The organism is Halorussus lipolyticus, from assembly GCF_029338375.1.
Lineage (GTDB): Archaea > Halobacteriota > Halobacteria > Halobacteriales > Haladaptataceae > Halorussus > Halorussus lipolyticus.
The window spans coordinates 2,530,719-2,555,928 of record NZ_CP119804.1 but is presented as its reverse complement, the minus strand read 5'-3'; the positions used below and the strand labels follow the sequence as shown (position 1 = coordinate 2,555,928).

The 25,210-nt window shown below is 62.5% G+C and carries 26 protein-coding genes; 17 read left to right on the top strand and 9 right to left on the bottom strand.

Annotated elements, in window-relative coordinates:
• Positions 1–420 precede the first annotated feature (420 nt).
• The 3 genes from P2T57_RS12865 to fer all read left to right on the top strand — a co-directional run bounded on the left by P2T57_RS12865 (position 421) and on the right by fer (position 3,386).
• The gene (locus P2T57_RS12865; RefSeq protein ID WP_276302110.1) at positions 421–1,566 is read left to right on the top strand and encodes an inorganic phosphate transporter; all 1,146 of its coding nucleotides are present in this window, start codon (positions 421–423) and stop codon (positions 1,564–1,566) included.
• A gap of 165 nt (positions 1,567–1,731) precedes the next feature.
• Positions 1,732–2,934 (top strand): inorganic phosphate transporter, encoded by a 1,203-nt coding sequence (locus P2T57_RS12860; protein ID WP_276299612.1) that lies wholly within the window; start codon positions 1,732–1,734, stop codon positions 2,932–2,934.
• 62 nt (positions 2,935–2,996) lie between these two features.
• Complete coding sequence (fer, locus tag P2T57_RS12855) at positions 2,997–3,386, top strand: ferredoxin Fer (RefSeq protein WP_276299611.1); 390 nt, start codon at positions 2,997–2,999, stop codon at positions 3,384–3,386.
• A gap of 300 nt (positions 3,387–3,686) precedes the next feature.
• On the opposite strand, the gene P2T57_RS12850 is transcribed toward fer, so the two are convergent.
• Entirely contained in the window at positions 3,687–4,172 is a 486-nt protein-coding gene (locus P2T57_RS12850) for a hypothetical protein (RefSeq protein ID WP_276299610.1), read from the bottom strand.
• A 294-nt stretch (positions 4,173–4,466) separates the two neighbouring features.
• Between P2T57_RS12850 and P2T57_RS12845 the strand changes: the two genes are divergently transcribed.
• Entirely contained in the window at positions 4,467–5,453 is a 987-nt protein-coding gene (locus P2T57_RS12845) for an A24 family peptidase (RefSeq protein WP_420028500.1), read from the top strand.
• Between the two features lie 257 nt (positions 5,454–5,710).
• On the opposite strand, the gene P2T57_RS12840 is transcribed toward P2T57_RS12845, so the two are convergent.
• From P2T57_RS12840 to P2T57_RS12830, 3 genes are read right to left on the bottom strand one after another with little or no spacing between them, the layout of a single operon-like run.
• Positions 5,711–6,628 carry an ABC transporter permease gene (locus P2T57_RS12840; protein WP_276299609.1) on the bottom strand — a complete coding sequence of 306 codons (918 nt, stop codon included), beginning with the start codon at positions 6,626–6,628 and terminating at the stop codon, positions 5,711–5,713.
• A gap of 1 nt (position 6,629) precedes the next feature.
• Complete coding sequence (locus P2T57_RS12835; protein WP_276299608.1) at positions 6,630–7,565, bottom strand: ABC transporter permease; 936 nt, start codon at positions 7,563–7,565, stop codon at positions 6,630–6,632.
• Positions 7,566–7,568: 3 nt separating this feature from the next.
• Positions 7,569–8,717, bottom strand: a complete 1,149-nt coding sequence (locus P2T57_RS12830) for an ABC transporter substrate-binding protein (RefSeq protein ID WP_276299607.1) — start codon at positions 8,715–8,717, stop codon at positions 7,569–7,571.
• A 286-nt stretch (positions 8,718–9,003) separates the two neighbouring features.
• Here P2T57_RS12830 and P2T57_RS12825 point away from each other — a divergent pair, with 286 nt between their 5' ends.
• The 3 genes from P2T57_RS12825 to P2T57_RS12815 all read left to right on the top strand — a co-directional run bounded on the left by P2T57_RS12825 (position 9,004) and on the right by P2T57_RS12815 (position 13,065).
• Complete coding sequence (locus P2T57_RS12825) at positions 9,004–10,119, top strand: ABC transporter ATP-binding protein (protein WP_276299606.1); 1,116 nt, start codon at positions 9,004–9,006, stop codon at positions 10,117–10,119.
• A gap of 106 nt (positions 10,120–10,225) precedes the next feature.
• Positions 10,226–10,891, top strand: coding sequence for a hypothetical protein (locus P2T57_RS12820; protein ID WP_276299605.1), 666 nt, complete (start codon positions 10,226–10,228; stop codon positions 10,889–10,891).
• A gap of 62 nt (positions 10,892–10,953) precedes the next feature.
• Positions 10,954–13,065, top strand: a complete 2,112-nt coding sequence (locus tag P2T57_RS12815; RefSeq protein ID WP_276299604.1) for a S9 family peptidase — start codon at positions 10,954–10,956, stop codon at positions 13,063–13,065.
• 495 nt (positions 13,066–13,560) lie between these two features.
• Here P2T57_RS12815 and P2T57_RS12810 read toward each other — a convergent pair whose 3' ends face one another.
• Complete coding sequence (locus tag P2T57_RS12810) at positions 13,561–13,788, bottom strand: DUF7569 family protein (protein ID WP_276299603.1); 228 nt, start codon at positions 13,786–13,788, stop codon at positions 13,561–13,563.
• Positions 13,789–14,049: 261 nt separating this feature from the next.
• On the opposite strand from P2T57_RS12810, the gene P2T57_RS12805 reads away from it, so the two are divergent.
• On the top strand, positions 14,050–14,907 hold the full coding sequence (locus P2T57_RS12805; RefSeq protein ID WP_276299602.1) for a universal stress protein: 858 nt from the start codon (positions 14,050–14,052) through the stop codon (positions 14,905–14,907).
• A 15-nt stretch (positions 14,908–14,922) separates the two neighbouring features.
• Here the strand turns inward: P2T57_RS12805 and upp are convergent, their stop codons facing one another.
• Positions 14,923–15,600, bottom strand: a complete 678-nt coding sequence (gene upp, locus P2T57_RS12800) for a uracil phosphoribosyltransferase (protein ID WP_276299601.1) — start codon at positions 15,598–15,600, stop codon at positions 14,923–14,925.
• A 41-nt stretch (positions 15,601–15,641) separates the two neighbouring features.
• On the opposite strand from upp, the gene P2T57_RS12795 reads away from it, so the two are divergent.
• The 3 genes from P2T57_RS12795 (at position 15,642) to P2T57_RS12785 (ending at position 17,844) form a co-directional block, all read left to right on the top strand.
• The gene (locus tag P2T57_RS12795; RefSeq protein WP_276299600.1) at positions 15,642–15,818 is read left to right on the top strand and encodes a hypothetical protein; all 177 of its coding nucleotides are present in this window, start codon (positions 15,642–15,644) and stop codon (positions 15,816–15,818) included.
• A 72-nt stretch (positions 15,819–15,890) separates the two neighbouring features.
• Positions 15,891–16,577 (top strand): DUF5828 family protein, encoded by a 687-nt coding sequence (locus P2T57_RS12790; protein WP_276299599.1) that lies wholly within the window; start codon positions 15,891–15,893, stop codon positions 16,575–16,577.
• 76 nt (positions 16,578–16,653) lie between these two features.
• Positions 16,654–17,844, top strand: a complete 1,191-nt coding sequence (locus P2T57_RS12785) for an inorganic phosphate transporter (protein WP_276299598.1) — start codon at positions 16,654–16,656, stop codon at positions 17,842–17,844.
• A 145-nt stretch (positions 17,845–17,989) separates the two neighbouring features.
• Here the strand turns inward: P2T57_RS12785 and P2T57_RS12780 are convergent, their stop codons facing one another.
• Positions 17,990–19,393: a hemolysin family protein gene (locus tag P2T57_RS12780; RefSeq protein ID WP_420028499.1), complete on the bottom strand. Its 1,404-nt coding sequence runs from the start codon at positions 19,391–19,393 to the stop codon at positions 17,990–17,992.
• 113 nt (positions 19,394–19,506) lie between these two features.
• On the opposite strand from P2T57_RS12780, the gene P2T57_RS12775 reads away from it, so the two are divergent.
• From P2T57_RS12775 to P2T57_RS12755, 5 genes are all read left to right on the top strand, one after another.
• Positions 19,507–19,830 carry a glutathione S-transferase N-terminal domain-containing protein gene (locus P2T57_RS12775; RefSeq protein ID WP_276299597.1) on the top strand — a complete coding sequence of 108 codons (324 nt, stop codon included), beginning with the start codon at positions 19,507–19,509 and terminating at the stop codon, positions 19,828–19,830.
• A gap of 1 nt (position 19,831) precedes the next feature.
• Positions 19,832–20,350: a redoxin domain-containing protein gene (locus P2T57_RS12770; protein ID WP_276299596.1), complete on the top strand. Its 519-nt coding sequence runs from the start codon at positions 19,832–19,834 to the stop codon at positions 20,348–20,350.
• A 64-nt stretch (positions 20,351–20,414) separates the two neighbouring features.
• On the top strand, positions 20,415–21,128 hold the full coding sequence (locus P2T57_RS12765; protein ID WP_276299595.1) for a M23 family metallopeptidase: 714 nt from the start codon (positions 20,415–20,417) through the stop codon (positions 21,126–21,128).
• Between the two features lie 110 nt (positions 21,129–21,238).
• Positions 21,239–21,982: a peptidoglycan DD-metalloendopeptidase family protein gene (locus P2T57_RS12760; protein ID WP_276299594.1), complete on the top strand. Its 744-nt coding sequence runs from the start codon at positions 21,239–21,241 to the stop codon at positions 21,980–21,982.
• A gap of 48 nt (positions 21,983–22,030) precedes the next feature.
• Positions 22,031–22,627 (top strand): L-threonylcarbamoyladenylate synthase, encoded by a 597-nt coding sequence (locus P2T57_RS12755; RefSeq protein ID WP_276299593.1) that lies wholly within the window; start codon positions 22,031–22,033, stop codon positions 22,625–22,627.
• 212 nt (positions 22,628–22,839) lie between these two features.
• On the opposite strand, the gene P2T57_RS12750 is transcribed toward P2T57_RS12755, so the two are convergent.
• A complete protein-coding gene (locus P2T57_RS12750; RefSeq protein WP_276299592.1) occupies positions 22,840–23,508 on the bottom strand; it encodes a CRISPR-associated protein Cas4 in 669 nt (222 codons plus the stop codon).
• Positions 23,509–23,906: 398 nt separating this feature from the next.
• Positions 23,907–24,509: a conditioned medium-induced protein 4 gene (locus tag P2T57_RS12745; protein ID WP_276299591.1), complete on the bottom strand. Its 603-nt coding sequence runs from the start codon at positions 24,507–24,509 to the stop codon at positions 23,907–23,909.
• 116 nt (positions 24,510–24,625) lie between these two features.
• Here P2T57_RS12745 and P2T57_RS12740 point away from each other — a divergent pair, with 116 nt between their 5' ends.
• Entirely contained in the window at positions 24,626–25,207 is a 582-nt protein-coding gene (locus tag P2T57_RS12740) for a biotin transporter BioY (protein ID WP_276299590.1), read from the top strand.
• The last annotated feature ends 3 nt before the right edge of the window (positions 25,208–25,210 follow it).

Sequence of the window (25,210 nt, the reverse complement as noted above, 5' to 3'; positions counted from 1 at the left end):
GTTGGCGAGTTATCCGACTAGCCACATGCCGAAGCCAGCCCCCATCAGGGCCCACCCGACTGGCCTTTCACTTCCAAGCAGGGTGGCACCCCCGATAATGAGGGCGGCTGGCATTTGTGTCATTTCTCGGGCAGACGTTTCTTCAGACGTGACGATGCCCAGCGTCCCGTGCTACGAGAGTAGAAATGTTCCTTCCTGCATAATTTTCACCTTCTATACCGAATGAGACTATATCAACTCTGGAACCCCGATACCTCGGAGACGGTCGGAAGAATGATTCTCGACCACCTCCGAGACCACGAGGTCGATTCGGTGAGCCAACCGGCGGAGAACCCCGCGAAGGTTCACGAACTCGTCGTGGTCGAACCGGGCTACCGAGTGACGGTACCATTTAAATCGGTTTCCGCCGATGTACGTCTCGTGACCAGTCTGCTCCTCGTCGTCGGCATCGCCGTCGCCATCTTCGTCGGCTTCAACATCGGCGGGTCGAACACCGGTGTCGCGTTCGGTCCGGCGGTCGGAAGCGGAACCGTCTCGAAACTCGGCGCGGCCGCGCTGATGAGCGTCTTCTTCTTGCTGGGCGGGTGGACCCTCGGGCGGCGAGTCGTGGACACCCTCCAGCAGGGACTCGTCGCGGGCGACCCCTTCACGATGGAAGTCACTATCTTCGTCCTGCTGTTCATCGGTCTCGCGCTATTTCTCGGGAACGTCTTCGGCGTGCCCGCCTCCACGTCGATGACCGCGGTCGGAGCCATCATCGGACTCGGCCTCGCGCTCGGCCGGCTCAATACCGAGGCAGTCGTGGAAATCGTCGGTTGGTGGCTGGTCGCGCCCATCGTCGGCTTCTGGACGAGCGGGATGATAGGCCGGTACTGGTACGACGACCTCGCCGAGCGCATCGCCATCGACCAGACCGAGGGCCCCTTGCTCGAACTCGACCGGTCCGGTGCAGTCCCCCGGCCAGAACTCGGTCCAAACACGACCCAGCGGGAGTTCGGCGGCACCGCGCTCGTGGTCGGTATCGGCTGTTACATGGCCTTTTCGGCGGGGACGAGCAACGTGGCGAACGCCGTTGCTCCGCTGGTCGGTAACGGTGCGATTTCGATGAATCAGGGTATCCTGCTGGCGTCGGGAGCGACCGCGTTGGGAGCGTTCACTATCGCGCGCCGGACCCTCGACACCGTGGGCAACGATTTGACCGACCTTCCGCTGGTCGCCGCGCTCGTGGTCGCTACCGTGAGTTCGACCATCGTGACCGCGCTGTCGGCGCTCAGCATCCCGGCGAGTTTCGTCGTCATCGCCACGATGAGCGTCGTCGGCCTCGGTTGGGGTCGAGCGACGGTGGCGGATTCGGTCCCCGACGCTCCGGCAGTCCCTGCGTCGAGCGTGGGCGGTGCCGTCGAAACCGAGGACTCGTCTCGGATGGTCGAACCCGATGGCGCACCCGCCGCGGGCGAACTCTACCAACCCGCGACGACGGCGCGAGTCATCCTCCTCCAGAATCTCGTGCCCGGAATTGCGACGGTAGCCGCGTATCTGGTCTTCCGATACGCGCCCATCGGGTGAGAGCGATAGTGACCGATTCTAAGAAACGTTTTTAATTCTAATAGCAATTAAAGATTGTTCTAAAGGCATATATTTATTTCTCCACCGGCGATACCGAGGCGAGGACACGCCGAGCGCACCGTGTGAACCGCCCCATTTAAACGGGTTTCGTGTGTTGTAGATACTGTGATTAGCGTACTCCTACTCGTTGGTCTCGCAGTAGCGGTCTTCGTCGGTTTCAACATCGGTGGGTCGTCTACCGGTGTCGCGTTCGGTCCTGCGGTCGGAAGTGGCGTCCTGTCGAAACTGGGTGCGGCCGCGCTGATGGCGAGTTTCGCGCTGTTGGGCGGTTGGACGGTCGGCCGGAACGTCGTGGAGACGATGGGCGGTAAAATCGTGCCCTCGGTGCTGTTCACGCTCCCCGCGAGCGTCGGGGTCCTGTTCTTCGTCGGCTTAGCCCTGCTGGTCTCGAACCTGTTCGGCGTCCCCGCCTCGACATCCATGACTGCGGTGGGAGCCATCGCCGGCCTCGGCGTCGCGGCGGGCGACATCGACTGGGGCGTGATGGGCCAAATCGTCTCGTGGTGGCTGGTCGCGCCCATCGTCGCCTTCTGGGTCTGCGCGGTCATCGGTCGGTATCTCTACCCCTATCTGGACGTGTGGTTCCGCATCGACCGGTCGGACGGACCGTTATTCGAGTACAACCGCGTGGCCTCGATTCCCTACCCGGTCCCGAGCGCGACGACCAACCGCCGGGAGTTGGTCAGCAGTGTCCTCGTCGTCGTCATCGCCTGTTACATGGCTTTCTCGGCGGGCGCGAGCAACGTGGCGAACGCCGTCGCTCCGCTCGTGGGAAGTGGCGAGTTGGGAATCAATCAGGGCATCCTCCTCGCCGCGGGTGCAATCGGACTCGGAGCGTTCACCATCGCGCGCCGGACCCTCGACACGGTGGGCAACGACCTCACCGACCTGCCGCTGTTGGCGGCGCTCATCGTCGAGGTGGTCTCGGCGTCGCTCATCACCTTCCTGTCGGTGCTGGGTATCCCCGCGAGTCTCGCGGTCAGCGCGACGATGTGTATCATCGGTCTCGGGTGGGGCCGGGCGACTCGGGCCGTCAGAGTCCGGGACGCCGCGGCCGCCGCAGTCCGAGGAGAGGACGAACAGAGAGACGCAAGCAAAGGCGAGTCGAAGATGTCGGTGGACGCGCTGACGGCAGAACCCGACGACGAGGTGCAGAAAATCGGCGAGGAGGACCCCGACGAACTCCAGACCAAGGACCTGTTCGACCCGGCCTCGACCGGTCGCGTCATCATGCTCTGGATTCTGACGCCGAGTATCTCCGCGGTGGCCTCGTTTCTCCTGTTCGAGTTCTTCCCGATTTATCAGTAAGATTGGGGCCGCTCGGGGTGAAACAATAACTACTAACCATGTCGCGGCCGAACCTCCGGGTGATGCCTACCGTAGAATACCTCAACTACGAAGTACTGGACGATCAGGGCTGGGACATGGACGACGACGACCTGTTCGAGAAGGCCGAAGACGCCGGCCTCGGTGACGAGGATTACGGCAGTCTCGACGTCGCCGAAGGCGAATACATCCTCGAAGCCGCCGAGGCGCAGGGCTACGACTGGCCCTTCTCGTGCCGCGCCGGTGCCTGTGCGAACTGCGCCGCCATCGTCAAAGAGGGCGAAATCGACATGGACATGCAGCAAATCCTCAGCGACGAGGAGGTCGAGGACAAGAACGTCCGCCTGACCTGTATCGGTAGCGCGGCGACGGACGAGGTCAAAATCGTCTACAACGCCAAGCACCTCGACTACCTCCAGAACCGCGTCATTTAAGCGCGCTCTCGGACCTCGATTTTTTACGACGACAGTTTCGGTAGTAGCTACTAGCTACATTACGACACGGCGAACTCTCCAGCGAAAGCTACTCGATCTATAACTAACGAGCGAGAAGTTCGACGAAATCAGTCGAGTAGCCGCTTGATAAACCGATAGAGTGATGGAGCGTTCCATTCGCGGACGCCGTTCGATTGGACGTGAGCGTCCTCTGTCTCCGGCGTCGGTTGTTCAGTCGCGGCCATAGGGTATCGAAATATTTCGACATCCAGCGATATAAATGTTTAGTGTACTCTTAGGTCACGAGGAGGACTCAGAGGCCCGACCGCGGACGAAATCATACACCACGTAGGTCGCCAGCGAAGTCCCAACTAGTCCACCGACGTGCCCTAACAAACCGAGGTTGGCGATGGGTCCGACGAAGGCAGTTCCGACCAGAAGATACCCGAGACTAAAGAATATACACATCTTGCAGTTGAAAAGTCTCGTGTGGTCTTTCTCAATCTCCGTCTCGTTGTTCGAGACCCAATTGGGAACTTTTCGATTTACAACTCTTTTCGCTTCTTCGGTATCTTCGGCATCAAGTTCGTCACGGAGGTACCGAGCACTTGGCCCGCTCGCAATTTCGGTCTTGTGGTACGCTAGCACTGCATAGAGAAACCCCGCCGCTAAAAAAAGGATGCTCGAAACGACGTATTCGTTGATAAAGAAGCCAAAATCGACACTAGAAGTCGGACTGAGACTCTGCTTCGCAACGACAAGGAACGCACCGGAGTATACGCTCAAAATGACGCCCAAAAGACGAATCAGATGGGCAGATTTTTGGTTCAAGTCTCGGGATTGCTCTTTTTGTCGGTCAAGGATGTCCTCGTTCGCTCCGTAAACAAAATCGACGACCGTCTCCTCGGAGTCGTCGTCCGAATGCTGGTCACGTCGCTCTCGCCGCCATTTACACTATATATCGTTTCTCGACTACATAGTTAAAATAGCTTGCCGTCTATGACCGAACTTCCTTGCGAGTCTCCTCCTACATTTATATAGAAAGCCGGAACAAACCTCGCTCACGGAGAACTACTCGCCGTGGCTACACCCATCGACGCCTCGATACCCGACCTCCTCAGACTGCTCGTCGTCCCCGTATTCGGCTGGGCCGCGTGGCGCGACGTGAAGACCCGCCGGGTCCCGAACCAGACGTGGTACCCCCTCACCGTGCTGGCGGTGGTCCTGCTGGCAGTCGAGGGCTGGCAGGCGTGGACCGGCACGCCCTACGAGACCCGCGCGTTCGCCATCCGGACCGCGGTTAGCCTCGGGTTCGTCGGCCCGCTGGTCATCGCGTTCTGGTGGTTCCGAGCGTTCGGCGGTGCGGACGCGAAGGCGTTTCTGGTCGTGGCCGCACTGTTTCCGACGTATCCGACCTACGAGGCCCTGAACTGGGCGCTCCCCCACCAACAGACCGCGGTTGGCGTGTTCTCGCTGACCATCCTGACGAACACCGTGCTTCTGGGCGCGCTCTACCCACTGGGAGTTCTGCTCCGAAACGCGGCTACCGGACGGTTCTCCTCGGTTATGTTCGTCGGTAAACCCGTCCAGTGGGACGCGGTGCCCGACGAACACGGCCGACTGCTGGAGACACCTGAGGGCGTGACCCGCAACGGCGTGGACTTGGACGCCCTCCGGATGTACCTCCGGTGGCGCGGTCTGACGCTGGCCGAACTGCGCGAGGAGGCCGACCGATTCCGAAATCCCGCCACTCTGCCCACCGACCCGAACCCGCCGGGTGACGGTTCGACCGTCGAAGTGCAAGCCGACGGCGGAACGGTAGAGACGATTTCGGAGGCCGACGCCCCCGAAGACGACCCGTGGGGCGCGGCGGCCTTCTTGGACGACATCGACCACGGGGCCTACGGCACGACGCCGGAGGGCCTGCGCGACGGACTGGACGTGCTGGCCGAGAAAGACGAGGTGTGGATTTCGCCGGGCATCCCGTTCGTCGTACCGCTGTTCGTCGGGACCGTGATTGCGCTGACCTACGGGGATTTGCTGTTTGGCGCGATGGGACTGCTCTGATTGGGGTAGGTAAAACCGTCTCTTATGGACCGACCCGACAAGTTTCGGAGTAGACGACGAAAGCCACACGTGAGGACAACCACAGACCGAATCCGAGACGTTGCGAAAGGCGAGAACTAGCGAATTACCGCCAGCATCTCTCCGAACCGGACCGTCCTCCAAGCAAACAATGCTGATTTCCTTAGAATTCTCTAGAAATGCTTGACGATTGAGAATCTTTCTTTCGGGTCCCAGAAAAGAACGATATGCAGTGGTCGCTACTCCTCGTCGTTGCCCTCCGTTCCGGCGACCATCCCCGAGACGTTGCCGACGTTCATCGCCACCGCGAGGACGATGGCGATGACGAAGACGATAAACGACGAAATGGCGTTCATCTTCGGCGCGGTCCCGTACTTTATCATCGAGAACATCGAGGTCGTCAGCACGTCCATCGTCCCGCGGACGAAGAACGCACGGATGAAGTCCTCGAACGACCGAATCCACGCGAACAGGAAACCAGCGCCGATGGCTGGCGCGACGATGGGCATCGTGATGTCTCGGAACACCGTCAACGGGTCGGCCCCGAGGTCACGCGCGGCCTCCTCCAGCGACTCGTCGAAGGTGTAGAGACGGGAGGTCACGATGAGCAAGACGAAGGGGTAGCCGTAGACGCTGTGAGTGAGGACGACGGTCCAGAATCCCGGCACGATTTGGATACCGAACAACTGGGGCAGGAGCGTCCGGAAGTAGATGAGCAGGGCGATGCCCAGCACGACCCCCGGAATCACCATCGGGAGGATGCCGAAGGTGCGGTAGAGTTCCTTGAACGGGAAGGAAAACCGGGCCAGTGCAAAGCTCGACAGCACGCCCAGCACCGTGGCGACGCTCGCCGCGATGGTAGCGACTTGGACGCTGTGCCACAGCGAGGTCATCAGCGCGCCGTCGGCGAACGTCGCGGTGTAGTGGGCCAGCGTGAACCCCCGGAAGGGGAAGAACGTGCTGGCGTTGACCGCGAACGAGAGGATAACCATCACCGCGAGCGGAATCCACAGGAACACCAACAGCGCGCCCGCGACGACGTAGAAACCTCTGCTGAGCAACCACTCTTTGGTCTCGTGGTCGAGGACGCGGGTTCCCGTCCCGCGTTCGGTCACGGTGCCGGTTCCGGATTCGGTCTCGCCGGTCTCTGTCGCCATCTCAGACACCTCCGAGGTCTTCGATGCTGACGTATCTGAACGCCACCGCGAACGCGATGACGATGCTCAGGACGATGAACATCGACGCGGCGCTCCCGTAGCCGATGGCGTACAGCGAGTTGATTCGCTCCTCGATGAGTTGGCCTATCATGAGTACCTTCCCCTGCCCGAGGAATCGGGGCGTGATGAACGCGCCCAGACTCGGCACGAACACGAACAGACTCCCGCTGATGATGCCCGGCAGGACCAGCGGCAGGATGATGTCTTTCAGCGTCTCGGTCCGACTCGCTCCGAGGTCACGGGCCGCTTCGGTGAGCGAGAAGTCCAGTCCGTCGAGGCTGGCGTACAGCGACAACAGCATGTACGGGAAGTAGGCGTGAGTCAACCCGATGATGATGGCCGGCACCCCGTAGTTGAACAGGTTGAGCGGACCGTTGACGATACCCAGTCGCATCAGCGTGCTGTTGATGACGCCGCTCGGGCCGAACATCAGGAACCACGAGTAGGCCCGCACGAGGTACATCGTGAAGAACGGCAACAGCACGAGGAAGATGACGACCTTAAAGGTGGTTCCTCCTCGGCGTGCCAGCAGGTACGCCAGCGGAAACGCCAGCACCAGACACAGCACCGTCGTCACCGCCGCGATGAAGTACGACAGCGCCAGCGACTGGAAGAACGCGGTCTGCCAGAACGGTCCCTGCCCGGCGAACAGGCTATCGTAGTTCTCCAGCGTCGGTTCCCAGATAATCTGGTACGTGAACGTATCGACGCTGGTGAAACTCACCGCGACCATGAAAGTCAGGGGCGTGAGCAGGAGGAGGAACAACCAAATCAGCGCCGGACCGGTGGTTATCCCCAGCCTGCTCGCCCGCGAGGTGAACGCGCCGACGAACCGCTCGCGCGCAGACCGACTGCGCTCGGACGTTTCGGTAGCCACGGCTTACGCGACCTTGATTTCTTCCCAAGCCTCTATCCACGAGCGCTCGTTTTCGACCGCTTTGAATGGGATAAAGCTCTCCAGTTTCGCGGGGTCAACCGCGCCGTAGAGTTCGTTTTGCTCGTCGGTCAGGAACTCTTGGGTCGCCGGGTTGACGCTGGGCGAGTAGCCGACTTTCGCCAGCGTCGCGCCCCGCTTGGGCGAGATGTACTCGTTGATGACCTCCCACGCTTTCTCCTTGTTGCTGGAGGCCTTCGAGACGACGGCGGACTCAAACCACGCCAGCGCGCCCTCTTTGGGCACGGCCATCTCGGGCCAATCGTCGCCGTTGTCCCACATCTCCACGATTTCGTTCCGCCCCGACTGACCGACGAGGAAGTTGCCCTGCCGGAAGGACTTGATGTAGGTCGGGTCGGCGGCGATGTACCCCTGAAGCAGGGGTTTCTGGTCTATCATCGTCTGCTTGACCTCCTGAATCTGGTCCTCAGAGAGCGTCACCCGCTGGCCCTCGAAAGCGTCGCGCATCCCGAGGTGGAGCGCCGCACCACTCATCGCCTTGAAGTGGTTGTCGTACATGATGATTTCGCCGCTGAGGTCTACCCCCTCGAACTCGTCGCCGAACAGGATTTCGTAGGTCGGTTCGTGTTCGGGAATCTCCCGCGAGTCGTAGGAGTAACCGTACCAACCGAACCGAATCGGGACGCCGTAGCGCTGGCCGTTCTTGGTGAACTGGCTGTCGGCGAAGCCTTGGAAGGTGTCGTAGATGTTGCTCTGGTTGGTCACTACGTCCTCGTTGACCGGGGCCAACAGGTCGGCGTTCATCATCTTCGGGACGTAGTTGTTGTTCGGAATCGCAATGTCGTACTGCTGATACTGTCCCGCGTTCCACGACGAGAACATCTTGGCCGACGACGTGGACTTCGTGATTTTGAGATTGACGCCGGTCTCGTCCTGAATCGGACCCAGAAGTTGCTCGTCGCCGTACTCCTCCCACGTCAGGACGTTCAGCGTCGGGTTCTGGGCCGTGACTTCGCCGACGTAGCCCGTCAGACCGACGAGGCTGGCGGCCCCCGCCGCGCCGCCGGCCTTGAGGAAGGTCCGACGGGAGTTTCCGCTCGTTTCGGTGCGACTGCCGTCCGAGTTTCGTGTCATTTGGTGTCCCCCACCACATCGAGAGTCGAGATAATCAATCATAAACGTTCGTGTCTTTTGCCAACTCTGCCCGACGAAATTAGGCGAATGCGGCGCGTGCGACCGCTCAACCAAAGGGTCAAAAATCCAACTATATGGCGGAGGAGCCGACGAGGACCCGCCCGCGAGGGAAATAATTACAACATCTAAAGACAACTGTAGATATGTCTAAGGGAGAGTTAGTCGCTTGGGTCGTCCGATTGAACGGCCCCGAGGGGTTTTATATTGTGATGCAGTACCATGCGGTATGGGTGTGGACGGGGAACTGATACGGCTAGACGACGTGCGGAAAGAGTTCGGGGACGTGACCGCAGTAGACGGCATCGACTTCCGCATCGAACGAGGAGAGTTCTTCTCGCTGGTCGGGCCATCGGGATGCGGAAAGACGACGACGCTGAGGATGATTAGCGGGTTCGAGACGCCGACTGACGGTGACGTGGTTATCGACGGCCGGAACATGCAGGGCGTGCCGCCGGACGACCGGGACACGAATCTGGTGTTTCAGCACCTCTCGCTGTTCCCGCACATGAGCGTCGGCGACAACGTTGCCTACGGACTGAAGAAAATCGGCATCGACGACGACGAGATTCCAGACGGCCAGTCGGAGTCGGAGTACCGCCAGCAGAAAGTCGAGCGCTACCTCGAACTCGTGGACTTGGGCGGCTACGAGGACCGCGACCCGACCGAACTCTCGGGCGGCCAGCAACAGCGGGTGGCGCTGGCACGGGCGCTGGTCAACGAACCGAGCGTCCTCTTGCTGGACGAACCGCTGTCCTCGCTCGACCGGAAACTCCGCAAGCAGATGCAGGTCGAACTGCGCAAGATTCACGAGAAGACCCAAGGGGCGTTCTTCTACGTGACTCACGACCAAGAGGTTGCCATGACCCTCTCGGACCGCCTCGCGGTGATGAACGAGGGGAAACTGGAGCAAGTCGGAGCGCCCGAGGAGATTTACCGGAACCCGGCGAGTCCCTTCGTGGCGGACTTCATCGGCGACACGAATCTGCTGGACGGTCAAGCGCGTGCCGAGAACGGCCGGACCGTCGTGGAGGTCGGCGGTCGGGACGGTATCCAGTTCTCACCGAAGAACAGCATCGGGGAAGGCGACGTGACAGTCTCGCTCCGCCCCGAGGACCTCTCGCTTGTAAACGGCGCGAGTGGCACAAGTGCCGGAAGCAACGGTAACACCTTCGAGGGCGACATCGTGGAGCGGTATTTCCAAGGCGACCAGACCAACTACGTGGTCGAGACCGGCGACGACCTCGAACTGGAGGTGGTGATGCAGGGCCGGAGTACGCCGGTCGAGCGGGGCAAACGCGCCGCCTTCCGATTCGAGGACGACGCGCCCGTGGTGTTCGACTGAGGTTCGAAGCCGAGGTCGAACTCGGCTGTTTCTGGCTCCACCGTAATGTAACTTATCTAATTATACTGAAATAAATACTATACGTATGGAGTAATTATTTTGTTATGTGACTAGTGAAAGAAATCGTAGCAGACGAGACGTTCTCAAGCAGTTCGGAACCACGGCCGTCGCCGGTAGCGTCCTCGCAAATGCCGCCGTCGATAACGCGAGCGCCGCCGACCGCCGATACATGTCGATCACCGAGACGAACGGCGTGGAAGTAACGTACACGTTCGAGTTGACGACGTTCCGGACGCCGTACTTCGACAAGGACCTCCAAGGCGAGGGGGACCTCGAAAGCGGCGACCAACTCAACACGCCGAGCGGCGACGCGCTCGGGACGGTCCAGAACGGAACCGACACGTACAGTTTCACGGGGCAGTTAAACTCCTTCGAGTTGGCCGCCGGTCCGGGTGCCGAAGTGAACGTTGACCTGTGGGGCTGGGAAGGCTACTCCGATGTGAACGGCGTCAAGATAAGTAGCGACGGCGAGGATCTTTACTCGAACACCGGAGAACGGTCCAGAACGCAGTTCGACGCGACCGGAAACGTCTCGTGGGGCGGCGACGGAACCACCGAACAGAACGACGAGGTCGGTGACCAGTACGCTATCAGTTACACGCAAGACGGTGGTCAGGACCACTTCAACTTCGACGGGATGCCCTCGTACATCAACATCAAGTCGAGGGGCGACTTCACCATGTTCAACCGCTACATCGGCAGTACGTGGTGAGCCGCCGGATAGCGTAGTTTCGAATCGGAATAATATTGAGCGTTCGTTCGTAGTCGAACCGTATGGAAACGGTTCGTGCGAGCGATTATCACGACATCGCGCAGGTCGAAGAGCCCCGAATCTCGCCGGACGGCGACGAGGTTGCCTTCGTCAGGAAAGTCCCCAAGTCCGACGACGAGTACGAGGAGGTCATCTACGTCGTCCCGGTCGGCGGCGACAAACCCCGGCAGTTCACCGTCGCCGAGGGCGTCGATAGCCAACCCCGGTGGAGTCCGAGCGGCGACCGACTGGCGTTCGTCAGCACTCGCGGCGCGGACGACGACCGACCCCAGTTGTGGGTCATGCCGACCGACGGCGGCGAGGCCCGGCAAGTGACCGACGTGGTGGGCGGCGTCTCCCAAATCGCGTGGTCGCCCGACGGGACCAAGATAGCCTTCGCCCAGCAGGTCACCGACGAGGACCGCCAACAGGAGCGTGACCTCGGCCTCGACGGCGACGAGTACGAACCAGAAGACCCCGACCCGAGAGTCATCGACCGGATGGTCTACCGGGCGGACCAGCAGTACTTCGACGGGCGGCGCTCGCACGTCTACGTCGCGGATTTGGAGGGAGACGACGCCGAAATCGAGAGACTCACCGACGGCGACTACGACCACGCCGAACCCGAGTGGGCCGACGATTCGACGCTCTACTACAGCGCGCGCCGGACCGGCGACCCCGACGACAACATCGTCATCGACATCGCCGAGTACGACCTCGACGCCGATGAGGAGACCGAAGTCGTCACCCAAACCACCGGATGGGCCGCCAGCATGGCGGCGACGAGCGACGGGCGACTGGCCTACGCCTACACCCCCGAGGAGAACGCCACGCTCCGCCAGACCGAAATCGAGGTCTTGGACCGCGAGACTGGCGAAGTCGTGACGCCGACAGAATCGCTCGACCGAACGCTCAGCGTCGATATTTCCTTCCAGTGGGGTCCCGACGAGGACCTCCTCTACTTCGTGACGCCCGACGAGGGCGAGTACGCGGTCTGGCGAGCGCCGGGCGATGCCAGCGACGACCCCGAGCGCGTGGTCGGCGACGGGCAGGTCGATGGCATGTCGGTCGGCGACGACGCCATCGCGTTCACCCGGTCGGAGTGGGACCACCCCGGCGACGTGTTCGTCTCGACGCTCGGCGGTGCCGAGAGTCGGCGACTCACCCGACTCAACAGCGACTATCTGGACGACCGAGCAGTCTGTCAGCCGGAGGAAATCCGGTTCGAGAACGATTCGGGCGACGAGATTCAGGGCTGGGTGCTGACCCCGCCGGACTTCGATGGCGCGGCGTGGAACGCCGCGGAACAGTCGAGCGGCGATGGGCCGCGAGGCACGGACGGCGAGTACCCCCTCGCGGTCGAAATCCACGGCGGACCCCACTCGATGTGGACCACCAGCGGGACGATGTGGCACGAGTTCCAACTGCTGGCGGCGCAGGGCTACGTCGTCTTCTGGTCGAATCCCCGCGGTTCGACCGGGTACGGCGAGGAGTTCATGGCCGAACTCCGCGAGGGCCAGTGGGGACCGCCCGCCTACGAGGACATCATGGCCGGTGTGGACGAGGTGGCGAGTCGGGACTACGTGGACGAAGACAGCATGTTCGTCACGGGCGGGAGTTACGGTGGCTACATGACCACGTGGGTCGTCGGCCACACCGACCGGTTCGAGGGCGCGGTCAGCCAGCGCGGCGTCTACGACCTCAACAGCTTCTACGGTTCGACTGACGCGTTCAAACTCATCGAGTGGGACTTCGACACGACGCCGTGGGAGGATTCGGAATTCCTCTGGGACCAGTCGCCCACCGCCTACGCAGACCAAGTAGAGACCCCGACGCTCCTGATTCACGCCGACGAGGACTACCGCGTCCCGGTGAACAACGCCGAGATGCTCTACCTGATGCTGAAGAAAAACGACGTGGAGACCCGACTGGTCCGGTACCCCCGCGAGGGCCACGAACTCTCCCGGAGCGGCGAACCGGCACACGTCGTGGACCGACTGGAACGCATCGTACGCTGGTTCGACGGCTACTCGGACCACCACGACGCCCCGAAGGCTCTCGAACGCGGCGACGAAGGACTGTCGGCAGACGAAGACGACGAAGCGGACGAGGAAGACGGCGACGGAGACGAATAACCCTCCCGGCGCGCGCGGTTCCTCGCGCGCGAGGTCTTCGTGAGCGAAGCGAACGAAGGCTCGGCAGACGCGGTTTGTCTGCCGGTGGAGTCGGCCGCCTCGCGCGGCCGACGAGGTTGGGGAGGCGTGAGGGCGGTGCTGTGCGGGGCGGTAGACGGCTTCGTTCAAGCCCGAAGCTAGTTCCCTGAATAATCCCGCCACGAAATAATCGACTATCCGCCTCGACACGACTCCCGTGGTCACTTTTCGCACACAAAGGTCGGCTTCGGTAGCGATGCTCACGGCCCACACCCCGGAGCCGTCTTGCGTTCTTGTACCCGAAACGAGGGGGTCGAGTCCGGGTCGATACGGACCGATACGGACCGCTACGGCCGACTCCCCGAACTATTGACCGCGATAGGGGTCGTCTTCGTCAGCAGATATGGTGTGGATAATCGCCAGCAAGCCCGGCGTTCTCCAGTCGAGACGGAGGGGTTCAGTCCGTGACGATTCGAGTCAGTCCACGATGATTTCGGACTCGCCGTCGTCGATGACCTCCGGGCCGTCGTCCACGGGTTGCATCTCGTCCTCGTAGCGGTCTATCCAGTCGGCGAAGCACTCGGGACAGAGCCGCTGGCTGTCGATTTGCGAGCGGTCCACGGTCAACCGAATCGTGCGGGCCAGCGCGTCCGACACGGGATTTCGGCAGTCGTCGCAGGGGTCGGACTCCTCGGCGTCGGTCATGGTTCGGGATGTGTAGCGGGGCTACATAGATTTTGGTTGTCGGTCTGGGTTCGGGGAGATACTGTTTGAGAGCCGAGATTGGAGGAATCTAGAACAGATATAATTATATTTAGGGAATATTTTTCCATATGTAGGTTGTTTAATTCTGTCTTCGTTCGGCGAGTGTGATTTCGGGGGGTCCTCGAATCCGGTCTCCGACGACCGAAGATTACTGCCCGAGGCGGCCGAACGCTTTTGCTCGCGGACGGTGTGTAATCGCTAATGGCGACCGAGGAGTCCTGCATCGCGGTCGCGGTCGGGAACCCGGACAACGCCGAGCAGTTGGTCCGGACCGCGGTGGACGTGGCCCGCGACCGAGGAGCCTCGGTCTTCGTGGTCGGCGTGATTGTGACGCCCCAAGAGTCCCCGCTGGCGCTGTTCACCGACGAGGTTATCACCCGCGAGTTCGGCGGCGAGCGCCGGGCCGTCCTCGACCGGGCCATCGAAGTCGCCTCCGGTACCGGCGTGCCCGTGTCGGGCCGGCTATTCGTGGCTTCGACGCCAGCGCGGGGCGTCCTCCACGCGGTCCGCGAGCGAGGGTGCGACGGACTGGTCGTCGGATGGCAGGACCGGTCCCGCGAGAGCGCGATTCTGGGGACCAACGTGGACCGAATCGTGCGCCGGGCCGACTGCGACGTGCTGGTCGAGAAAATCGGCGCGCTCGCAAACGGCGTCGAAGCGGTCCTCCTGCCGGTTGCTCGGAGTCGAAACGCCGACCTCGCGGCGTCGGTGGCGCGGGCGATTGCAGTCAGCAACGACGCTCGGGTTGATTTGCTTCGAGTAGTGGATTCGCCGAGCGCGGAGGCCGAGTCGTCAGCGCGCGATTTACTGGCCGAGACCGCCGACCACCTCGCGGGCGTGCCGGTCGAGACCGAACTCCGGTCGGGCGAGGTCGCAGACGAAATCGTCACTGCGTCGCAGACCCGAGACGTGACGGTCCTCGGTGCGACTCGGACCGGCGCGATTCGGCGGCGCGTGGTCGGGTCTACTCCTCGGAAAGTGGGGAAGCGTGCGGAGGGAACCGTGATTATGGCGAAGAAGGGCGACGGGTCGCTGTTGTCGCGGGTGTTCAGACTCTAAAGGGGTACGCGAGAGTTACTGGGTCCGGAACGCCCGGTCGCCGGCGTCGCCGAGGCCGGGCACGATGAAGCCCTCGTCGTTGAGTTCGTCGTCGATGGCGACCGTCAGCAGGTCTGCCTCGTCGAACTCGTCGCCGACGCGGAGCAGGCCTTCGGGCGCGCTGACCGCCGAGAGGACGAACAGGTCTTCGGGATTGGATTGCTCCTCCAGCACCTCATCGAGGACCGCGCACATGGTCGAACCGGTGGCGAGCATGGGGTCGGCCACGATAACCGTGTCTTTCTCTCGAATTTCGGGAAGTTTCACGTAGTCGATGGTGATGGGGAAGCTCCCGTCCTCGCCGCGACCGGCCTCCTCGTCTCTGCCAGCGCTGATGACGCCCTGCTTGGCGCGGGGGAAGGCCTTGAGCAGGCCCTCCACGAAGGGGGTCGCGGCCCGGAGGACGTTGATGATTACCACGTCGTCCAGTCCTTTGACGCGCTGGCCGGTCGTCTCGGTCAGCGGCGTCTCGATGGAAACGTACTCCGTCTCCATCGCGCCGTCGATGATTTCGTAGCCGCAGATGCGGCCGAGTTTGACGAGGCCCTTCCGGAATCCGACCTGCTCGGTCTCTACGTCTCGGAGTTTCGAGAGGGTGTCCTGTGCCAAGGCGTGCGTGAGGAGTTTGGCGTCCCCGCGGTCCTCAATGGTCATGTCTATCCCTACTCGGGGCGTGCGGGGGCTTATCTTTTAATATGACCAGCGAGGCCGAGAGTCAGTCCCACGGGCCAACGCGCCAGTTTGACCCCAACGAACCCTCCGAACCGGGTGCGGTGTCGAGTTACCTCGCCGACCGACGGACCGCCGAAGTTTTACTGTTCATCGGTACCAACTACCGCGTGAACCAAAAGCATGGAACGGAACGCGAGTGATACACGGTCGCTAACCGCAAAACGAATAGCACCCGACAAGCGTATATCGGAGCCGAACTAGGTGATTCATCAATGGAAGAGAGCGTTTCGGGCTTCAAGCTCCGCGGCACGTGGGGCGACATCGTCGAACACGGCGAACGCATCACCGAGGCCCTCCGCGAGGCTGGAGCGTCCGGCGACGCCTACGAGGAGTGGGAGGAGTGGCGACCGAAACACCACGAGCGACTCGGCGAGGACGTTTCGGAGAAGACGGCCGAGCAGGCCTCCGTGGACGAGGGCAAGGGCGAACAGAAGGGCAAGGCACCCGACGACGACCTCAAAACCGCGGGCGAGAAAATCAGCGAGTCCTACGAGAAGTTGGAAGACGAGGAGACCGACGAGGCGCTGGACAAGTGGCAGGACTCGGTGAGCTACGTCGCCCGCGCGGCGGACTCGGCGAGTCGGAAGGCGCTCCGAAAAGTCGAGGACACGGTGTACCAGAAAGTGATGACTCGGCTCGCGCCCTACTACTTCGACAACGACCTCATCAGCGCCAACGTCCAGCAGGTCGGCCGCGGAGACGGCGAGGAGCAATTCGTCTTCGAGGTCAACATCAACGACGACGACCTCAAGGACCAAGTGAGCCGGAAACTCGCCGACTACGAGGACGAGGTGAATCGCTGGCACGTCGCCACCGAGAAGCGCACCGACACCGCCGAGGCCGCCGAGGGCGTCGAAGCGCCCCGCGAACCCGAGGAGCCACACTCGAAGACGACCTGACCGGGCGCGAGCGAACCCCGGAAAACGGCCAGCACGAAGCCGGTAGACTATTTTGTCGTCGGCGATAGGTTCCGCTATGGTCGGGACTGGTGTCGTGACGTTGGTAATCGCAGCTATCGCCAGTCTGTTCATGGCGTGGGCCATCGGTGCGGGGTCCTCGGGTTCGACGCCCTACGCGCCCGCCGTCGGCGCGAACGCTATTTCGGTGATGCGGGCCGGGTTCTTCGTCGGTCTGCTCGGATTTCTCGGGGCGGTGATGCAGGGCGCGAACGTCTCGGAAGCAGTTGGCAAGGAACTCATCGTCGGCGTCGAGTTGACAGCAATCGCGGCGACGACCGGACTCATCGTCGCCGCCCTGTTGGTCGCAATCGGCGTGTTCACGGGCTATCCCATCGCCACGGCGTTCACCGTCACCGGGGCCATCGTCGGCGTCGGACTGGCGCTGGGCGGCGATCCGGCGTGGGCGAAGTACCAGCAGATTTCGGCGCTCTGGGTACTGACGCCCTTCGTCGGGAGTTCCATCGCCTACACCACCGCGAAACTCTTGCGCTCGGAGCGCACCGCCGAGGAGAACGTCATTCCCCTGCTGGGCGCGCTCGTCGGCCTCATCATCGCCAACGTCAAGTTCGTCCTGCTGGGGCCGCCGGACGTGAGTCAGTCGGTCGCCGAAGCCGCTGGCGAGGCGCTGGCGCTCCCCGCCTTCGCCGGGTTCGAGACCGGACGGATAGTGGTCTCGCTGGGCATCGCTGTCTTCATCGCCGGACTGCTGGCGTGGGACGTGCGCCGGGACTTGGCCGGCGGACAGCGCCACTTCCTCATCGCGCTGGGAAGCCTCGTCGCCTTCTCGGCCGGCGGGTCGCAGGTCGGCCTCGCCATCGGCCCGCTGGTCCCCTTGCTCGACCCCTTCGAGATTCCGCTCGTGCCCGTCCTCGTCGGCGGGGGTATCGGCTTGCTGGCCGGGTCGTGGACCGGCGCTCCGCGGATGATAAAAGCACTCGCGCAGGACTACTCGGCGCTCGGCCCCCGCAGGTCCATCGCCGCGCTCATCCCCTCGTTCGCCATCGCCCAGACCGCCGTCTTCTTCGGCATCCCGGTCTCGTTCAACGAAATCATCGTGAGCGCAATCGTGGGGAGCGGGTACGCCGCGGAGGGCGGCGGCGTGAGCAGAAAGAAGATGGGCTACACCGTGCTGGCGTGGCTCGGGTCGCTCGTGCTGGCGACTGGCATCGCCTACGGCGTGTTCACGCTCATCGAGATAGTCGGGTAGTCGGACTGTTCGGCTACCGGACCGTCGGCGATGGGACACGGACACCTCTAAACGGTTTAGAGAAACAATATTATTTCTAAAGGAATTATAAAGGTTGTTTGGAGGTTAGGAATCGTTCGAACGACGGGAATTGGTAGCTACCGGTCTACCCTTCGGTCTCGACGCCTTCCTCTAACTCCGTACCCGACTCGCCCGCGCTCTCGGCCAGTTCCTCCTCGTCCAGTTTCGTCACGCGGGCCTTCATGATGCGAGTGTTCTCGACCTGTTCGACGTGGAGGCGCACGCCGTCGTAGGTGATGGTCTCGCCTTCTTCCACGAGACGGCCGGCGCGGTTGAAGATGAACCCGGCGACCGTCTCGAACTCCTCGCCTTCCGGCAGGTCGATGTCGAGGACCTCGTTCACCTCGTCAATGTTGAGTTCGCCCTTGACGATGACCGTATCGTCGTCCACGTACTCGACGGGTTCTTCCTCCTCGCCTTCGAGGATGTCGCCGACGATTTCCTCCACCATGTCCTCCATCGTCACGAGGCCCTCGGTGGTCCCGAACTCGTCGATGACGATGACCATCTGCATCCGGTTCTCGCGCATCTCGGTGAGGAGTTCGTCCACGTTCTTGCTCTCGGGGACGTGGAGGGTCGGTTGAATCACGTCGTCCAGTTCGAGGTCGGGGTTCTCGCCGTAGGTCTGTTCGCGGACCAAATCGCGGATGTGGATGACGCCGATAACGTTGTCGAGGCTTCCCTCGTAGACCGGGACGCGCTCGTGGCCGCTCTGGACCAGCGTCTCGATGGCCTCGTCGATGGTCGCGGTCTTGGCCACCGCGGTCATGTCGAGTCGAGGAGTCATGACCTCCTTGGCGATAGTGTTGTTGAACCGGAAGATGCGCTGGAGCATCTCGCGCTCGTCCTCCTCGATGACGCCCTCGCGCTCGCCGGTCTCTATCATGTTCTGAATCTCGTCGCGGGTCACGTACGAGGTCTCGATGGCCGACCGACCGCCAGTGACCTTGTTGACGACACGCGTCAGGTAGTCGAACAGGACGACAAGCGGGAGGAGCGTGTACTCGGAGTACTTCAGCGGGCGAGCGATGCGGAGCGCCCACGACTCGGTGTTTTCGACCGCGTAGGACTTGGGCGCGCTCTCGCCGAACAGCAAAACGAGTGCCGTAATCCCGAACGTCGCCACGGCCACCGCCTGTCCCTGCGTGAGGTGGAGCGCAAGGACACCAGTGGCAATCGAGGACATCGCAATGTTGACGATGTTGTTGCCGACCAGAATCGTGACGAGCAGACGATGGGGGTCGGATTTGAGTTCGTCCACCGTGTCCGCACCGGGGATGTTATCTTCGACCAACGCATCGACGCGATGGTTGGCCAGCGAGAACATCGCAATCTCCGAGGACGAGAAGAATCCCGAGAGTGCGATGAGAAGGACGATGACGAGCGCACCGCCCCACGTCAGAAGCGACTCGGAGAGTTGAATACCCAGCACTTCCGCGGCGGGCGTTGCCCCTACGGACGCGACGGTAAACATCGGGAATGACACCATTCGACAACCCAACTTGAAAGTGGACGGGATTAACTCTTTATTCTTTTCCTAGTGACCGAGGTGAGACTGCCGCGAGCGAAGACCTTACCATCGTTTCCTTCGAATAACTCACCATGAGCCAGTCAGCGAGCGCCGAATCGGGGATTACGCTGTATCGCTTGCAGGCTTGTCCCTTCTGCGAGCGCGTGGTTCGCAAACTCCACGAGTACGACCTCGACTACAGTTCGCGGTTCGTGGAACCGATGCACAGCGACCGAAACGTCGTCAAGCGAATCTCGGGCAAGCGGACCGTGCCCGCCATCGTGGACGAAAACACCGGCGTCACGATGAGCGAGAGCGCCAACATCGTGGAGTACCTCGAAAACACCTACGGCGACGGCGGCGCGCGAGCAAACGGCGGCGAGGAGCAAGCCGACGACGAGGAGGGAGGTGCCTGAGATGGTAGACTTCGAAGTCGTGGACCTCCCCGAGACCGACCACCTCGAAGCGGGCGACACCGCGCCCGACTTCACCCGGCCGCTGGTCACCGACGAGTACTGGGAGGACACCGCCCTCTCGGAGTTGACCGACGAAGGGCCGGTCCTGCTGGTCTTCTTCACGATGGACGGGGCGTTCCCCGCGACCTACATGTGGAACGAGATTCGGGACCGCAAGTGGGGGAGCGAGGAGGCCGACGACCTCACCGTGGTCGGCCTCTCCATCTCGGACCCCTACGCCCACAAGCAACTGATAGAGGAGCGCGGCATCGACTACCGACTGTTCAGCGACCCCCAGAACGGCGTCGCCGACGAGTACGGCATCGTCAACGACCTCGACGGGATGGCAGGTGTGAGCGAACCCCGTCCCGCCGTCTTCCTGCTGGACGAGGACCGAACCGTCGAGTACGGGTGGGTCGCCGAGGAATGGCCCGACTTCCCGGACTACGACGAAGTGGAGAACGCCATCGCCGACCGCTAGCTGTGTGAAATTTCCTAATTTCTAGAGTTAATTTTTAGTCACTCGCGCAAAGTTATTTTCACGCATGAAATTCGATAGACGAAGTTTCCTGAAGGCGAGTAGTTCGGCAATCGTCGGCGGTGTGGCCCTGAGCGGAACGGCCGCCGCGGGCCACCTGTCGGTCAGCGACCCCGTACTTACCTCGACGGACCTCAACATCCGCGAGAATCCCACGACCAGCGCGAGCGTGAAGGCCACGGCCGACCAGTGGACTGGCGGCCACATCGTAGACGGGCCGACCAGCGCCGACGGCTACACGTGGTGGAAAGTCTCGTTCAACCAAGACAGCGACAACGGCCGCATCACTGGCTGGGTCGCGGAGGGCGATGCGTGGCTCGACGGCCCGACCGACTTCTCGTACCCCTGCTGGGGCTTCATCACTCAGACCTCAGCAGAGGACGGCGGAGCCATCGACATCGGGAACGACTACGGCACGCCGCTAGTCGCCGCGCGCGACGGCACGGCCTACACCGGGTACGGCGACCGATGTGGCTACTACGTCTCCATCGACCATGGCGGCGGATGGACCAGTATCTACTGCCACATGCAGGAGCGATACGTTTCGGACGGCGAGGCCGTGACCGAGGGCCAGCAAATCGGCGAGATGGGTAGCACAGGTAACTCGACCGGCCCGCACGTCCACTTCGCCATCCGGTACAACGGCGCGAATCAGGACATCCCCGGTTTCGATGGACAGGACCTCATCGCCGGGTCCGGCATCCCGAAAAGTTACCTGTAGGTCGATTTCGACTGCCGATAGCCGTCGAGACTGCATCCCGAGACGTTCAAAATTATTTTCTTTATAGTTAATTTTAATACTTAGTATCTTTACTTATGAATAGAAGTAAGATGACTCACGACGAAACTAGCAGACGGGACTTCCTGAAAGCGAGTGGCGTAGCAATTGCGGGCACGGCGGCCCTCTCCGGGACCGCGGCCGCGGCGAAAAACTACAGTTACCTGACGCCGGTGTTCACGACTTCGGACCTCAGCGTCCGAGAGAACCCGACGACGAGCGCGGCGCGAAAGGCGGTCGCCGCCAAGCGAACCGGCGGGCGCGTCTTCGAGGGTCCCGAGTCGGCCGACGGCTACAACTGGTGGAAGGTCCAGTTCTCGGGCGACGGGAACAACGGTCCGGTCACTGGCTGGGTCGCCGAGGACTGGCTATCGGAGGCGAACTTCGCCTGCCCGATGACCGGGACCGTCACCTCGACGTACTGGGACACCCGCGACGGCGGTACCCGCTACCACCGCGCGGTGGACTTCGCGGACGGCGGCGGCACGCCAATCCACGCGGCCGCTGGCGGTACCACCGAACACCGATACGACGACGGTGGCTACGGTAACTGGCTCCTCATCTACCACGGCAACGGGTGGAAGACCGGCTACGGCCACCTCAGTTCGTTCGAGGTCGGCGACGGCGTGTCCGTCTCGCGCGGCGACGTGGTTGCCTACGAGGGCGACACCGGCGCAGGCACCGGCCCGCACCTCGACTTCCAAGTGTGGGACCCCAACTGGGAGAAGAAACGCTCGTACTACGACACGTACGACGAGGCCGTGCAGGGCACCGGCGTCCCGCGCGCCTTCTTCTGACCAGCGATAGACGCTACGCTTTTTTCGACGGCTTCCCGAGGTAGCCCCATGACCGAGGAGTCGATAGCGGCGGCGGCAAACGCGATTCGAGACGGGAACCTCGTGGTCTACCCGACCGAAACGGTGTACGGTCTCGGCGCGGACGCCCTGAACGAGGAGGCCGTAGAGCGCGTTTTCGAGGCCAAGGGCCGGTCGCGCGACAAACCGATTTCGCTGGCGGTGCCCGACGCCGACGCCGCGCTGGAGTACGTTCGAGCGACTGACCGGGAACGGCGGTTCATGCGCGAGTTCCTGCCCGGCCCGGTGACGCTCCTCTGCGAGAAGCGCGAGGAGGTCCCGGACATCCTGACTGCCGGGCGCGAGCGCGTCGGGATTCGAATCCCCGACCACCCAGTCGCGCTGGACCTTCTGAGCGAGTTCGCCCCTGTCACCGCCACCAGCGCGAACGTGAGCGGGAGACCGAGCGCAACCAGAGTCGCGGACTTGGACGAGGAGATTCGGGACGCCGCAGAGGTGGTCCTCGACGGCGGCGAGACCGGCAGTACCGGAAGCACGGTCGTGAACGTCGAGACCGGCGAAATCGTGCGCGAGGGACCGAACGCCGACGAGATTCGGGACTGGTTAGACGCCGAGTCGGCCGAGTAGCTTTCGAGTTCCGACCGCCGAGACCGGCCGACCCGACCACCGAGACCGGCCGACCCGACCACCGAGACTGGCCGACCCGACCACCGGCAGACGCTCGGTGCGACAGACTTTCGGGTGGGCTTTCTACACCTTCTTCCCGGACTTCTCGGCCGTTTCTCGAACGTTTTGACAGATGGTCTCGTTGGTACCGGGGCCTCTCGCTTCGGCTACCGCTACAACCCCAACAGCGACTTCAGCGACCGCGTTTTCACGCCGCACTCGGTCCGGTAGTCGCAGGCCTCGCACTTCGCGTCGTTCGTGAGTCTCGGCGGCGGGCCGTCCAGCGACCGCACCGCTTCCATGGCCCGCCGATACGCCCCCTTCCGGCGGACGTTCAGGCGAATCTCCCGAATCACGCCGTGGGTCGGGTACTCCACGAACGCGCGTTCGACTTGCTCCTCGGTCTCCCACGAGAGGGCCTTCGCCGCCGCGACGGCCCGGACCGATTGGGGTTCCCAGACGCCCTCCTCGGGCGGGGTGCCCGTGAAAACCATCGCGGGCGTGGGCACGCCGAGGTCCAGCACCTTGTGGACGATGCCCCGGCAGTCTTTGCCCTCGGTCAGACGCTTGCGCTCGCTCGGGTCCCGGATGGCGGGCCACTCGTCAGCGAATCGACCGCGAGCGCGGTCGAGGTTCGCGCGAAACTCGTCGGGAGCGACCGCCAGCGGGCGGTCGGAAAGGCCGTCGCGCGAGGACGCCAACAGGTCGCCGTACCGAAAGGCCAACTCCCGGCGCTCGGCCACTTCGTCCGGGATTTCGAGGTCCTCCTCTCGACGCCGGTAGTACAACTTCCGCGGGCAGTACGCCGCGGTCGAGAGGTCGCTGAAAGCTATCTTCGACACGCGATTGGTTCGTCCCGTCCTCGGATATAAACTTAAGCAACCTCTACAATTCCTAAAGCATTCAGAACAATCGTCTCTCGAACGCACGGCCAGCGAGCGACCGAGCGGAGTGAGGGAGCGAGCGCATTAGCAGTCGGCGAACGACTCTCTGAACTGGCGACCGCAGACGCTCGACTGAATCAGCAACGGCGAACACTCGGCGGAACCAACAACCGCAGACGCTCGGCCGAACAAGGAGAGAGAACTAGCATCCGCGCGAGTGAAACGAGCGCGGTTCACCGCGAGCGAACGAAGAGAGCGAGCGGCCCTTTTTTGGTCCAGATTTTTTCGAGGAGCGGTGCCGCAGGGCGAGCGGCTTGCCGCTCGACCGAGGACACCCGACGAAGAAAAAAGGTGGTTTAGAATGAGACGTTCGTCTCCATCCCTTCGGTCGCGTCGTCCAGACCGTCCTCTTGGACGCTCTCGGTCATGCGGTCGGAGAGTTCCCGGTCCCGGAGGACGTTCTCGAACTCGTCGCGGAACTGGTCGTTGACGGTGCGCCGTTCTTGCTGGGTCTCCACGACCCGGCGATAGCGCCGGACGGTCGATTCGCTCACGCCGAGTTCGTCGGCGCACTCGACGGTGGTCGCGTCGCGGTCAAGCAGGTCCCTGAGTTCGTCCATGTCGAACGGTGCATCGGTGTCACTGTCTCGGATGAGGTGGAGGTCGATGCGAGCGCGCGAGACCGTCTTGCCGAGCGAGGCGTCGCCGAGGTTGCGGGCGATTTCGGCGTCGGAGTCGCCGGCGTAGAAGCCCCGGACCACGGTGACGAGTTCGTCGTCGGAGAGCGTCGTACCGAAGTCGTAGCGGTCCCGCATCCGAGCAACCGCGTCTTCGAGACGCTCGTCCACCTCCGTCTCCGAACTCAGCGAGCCGTGAGTCTCCGCTTGCTGTTCGGTGACGGTGGATTCGTCGGTGACATCCATGAAGATGTCACGGAGTTCCTCTGTCTTCTCGTCCATAGGCGATGATGTTGGCGGGACGTGACGGCATTATAAAAATTTGTCGGTAGCGGAAAGCAGAGCGACCTCGGCCGTCAACCGAAGCTATAATCTCGGTTGACGAGCCACGGTGAAACATGAGTACAGATACGGCGTCAGTCGAACTCGTCGGCGAGGAGGCCGCCGGGAACATCGCCCGCGCGGCCCTGCTGGCCGCCATGACCGGCGCGTTCGCTTACGTATCGTTCCCAAATCCTTTCTCGCCCGCACCGGTGAGTCTGCAAGTCCTCGGCGTATTTCTGGCCGGAATCCTGCTGGGTCCGGTCTGGGGCGGCGTCTCGATGGCGCTGTACCTGCTGACCGGCGCGGTCGGTGCCCCCGTCTTCGCCGGTGGGTCGGCCGGAATCGGCGCGCTGTTCGGCCCGACCGGAGGCTACCTCTGGTCGTACCCCGTCTCAGCGTTCGTCATCGGCGCAATCGTCCACGGCGGTTTGGGACTCAAAAACCCCATCCCGCGGGGGATTCCGCGACTCGTCGGCGCGATGGTCGTCGGCACCGTCGTCATCTACGCCTTCGGCGTGGTCGGTTTCGCAGTCGTCCTCGACATGACGCTCACGAAGGCGTTCCTCACCGCCGCGGCGGCGTTCATCCCCGCCGAGGCCTTCAAGATGGTCGCCGCAATCGGCGTCGTCCGGAGCGACCAGATTACCGCCGAGTAGGGT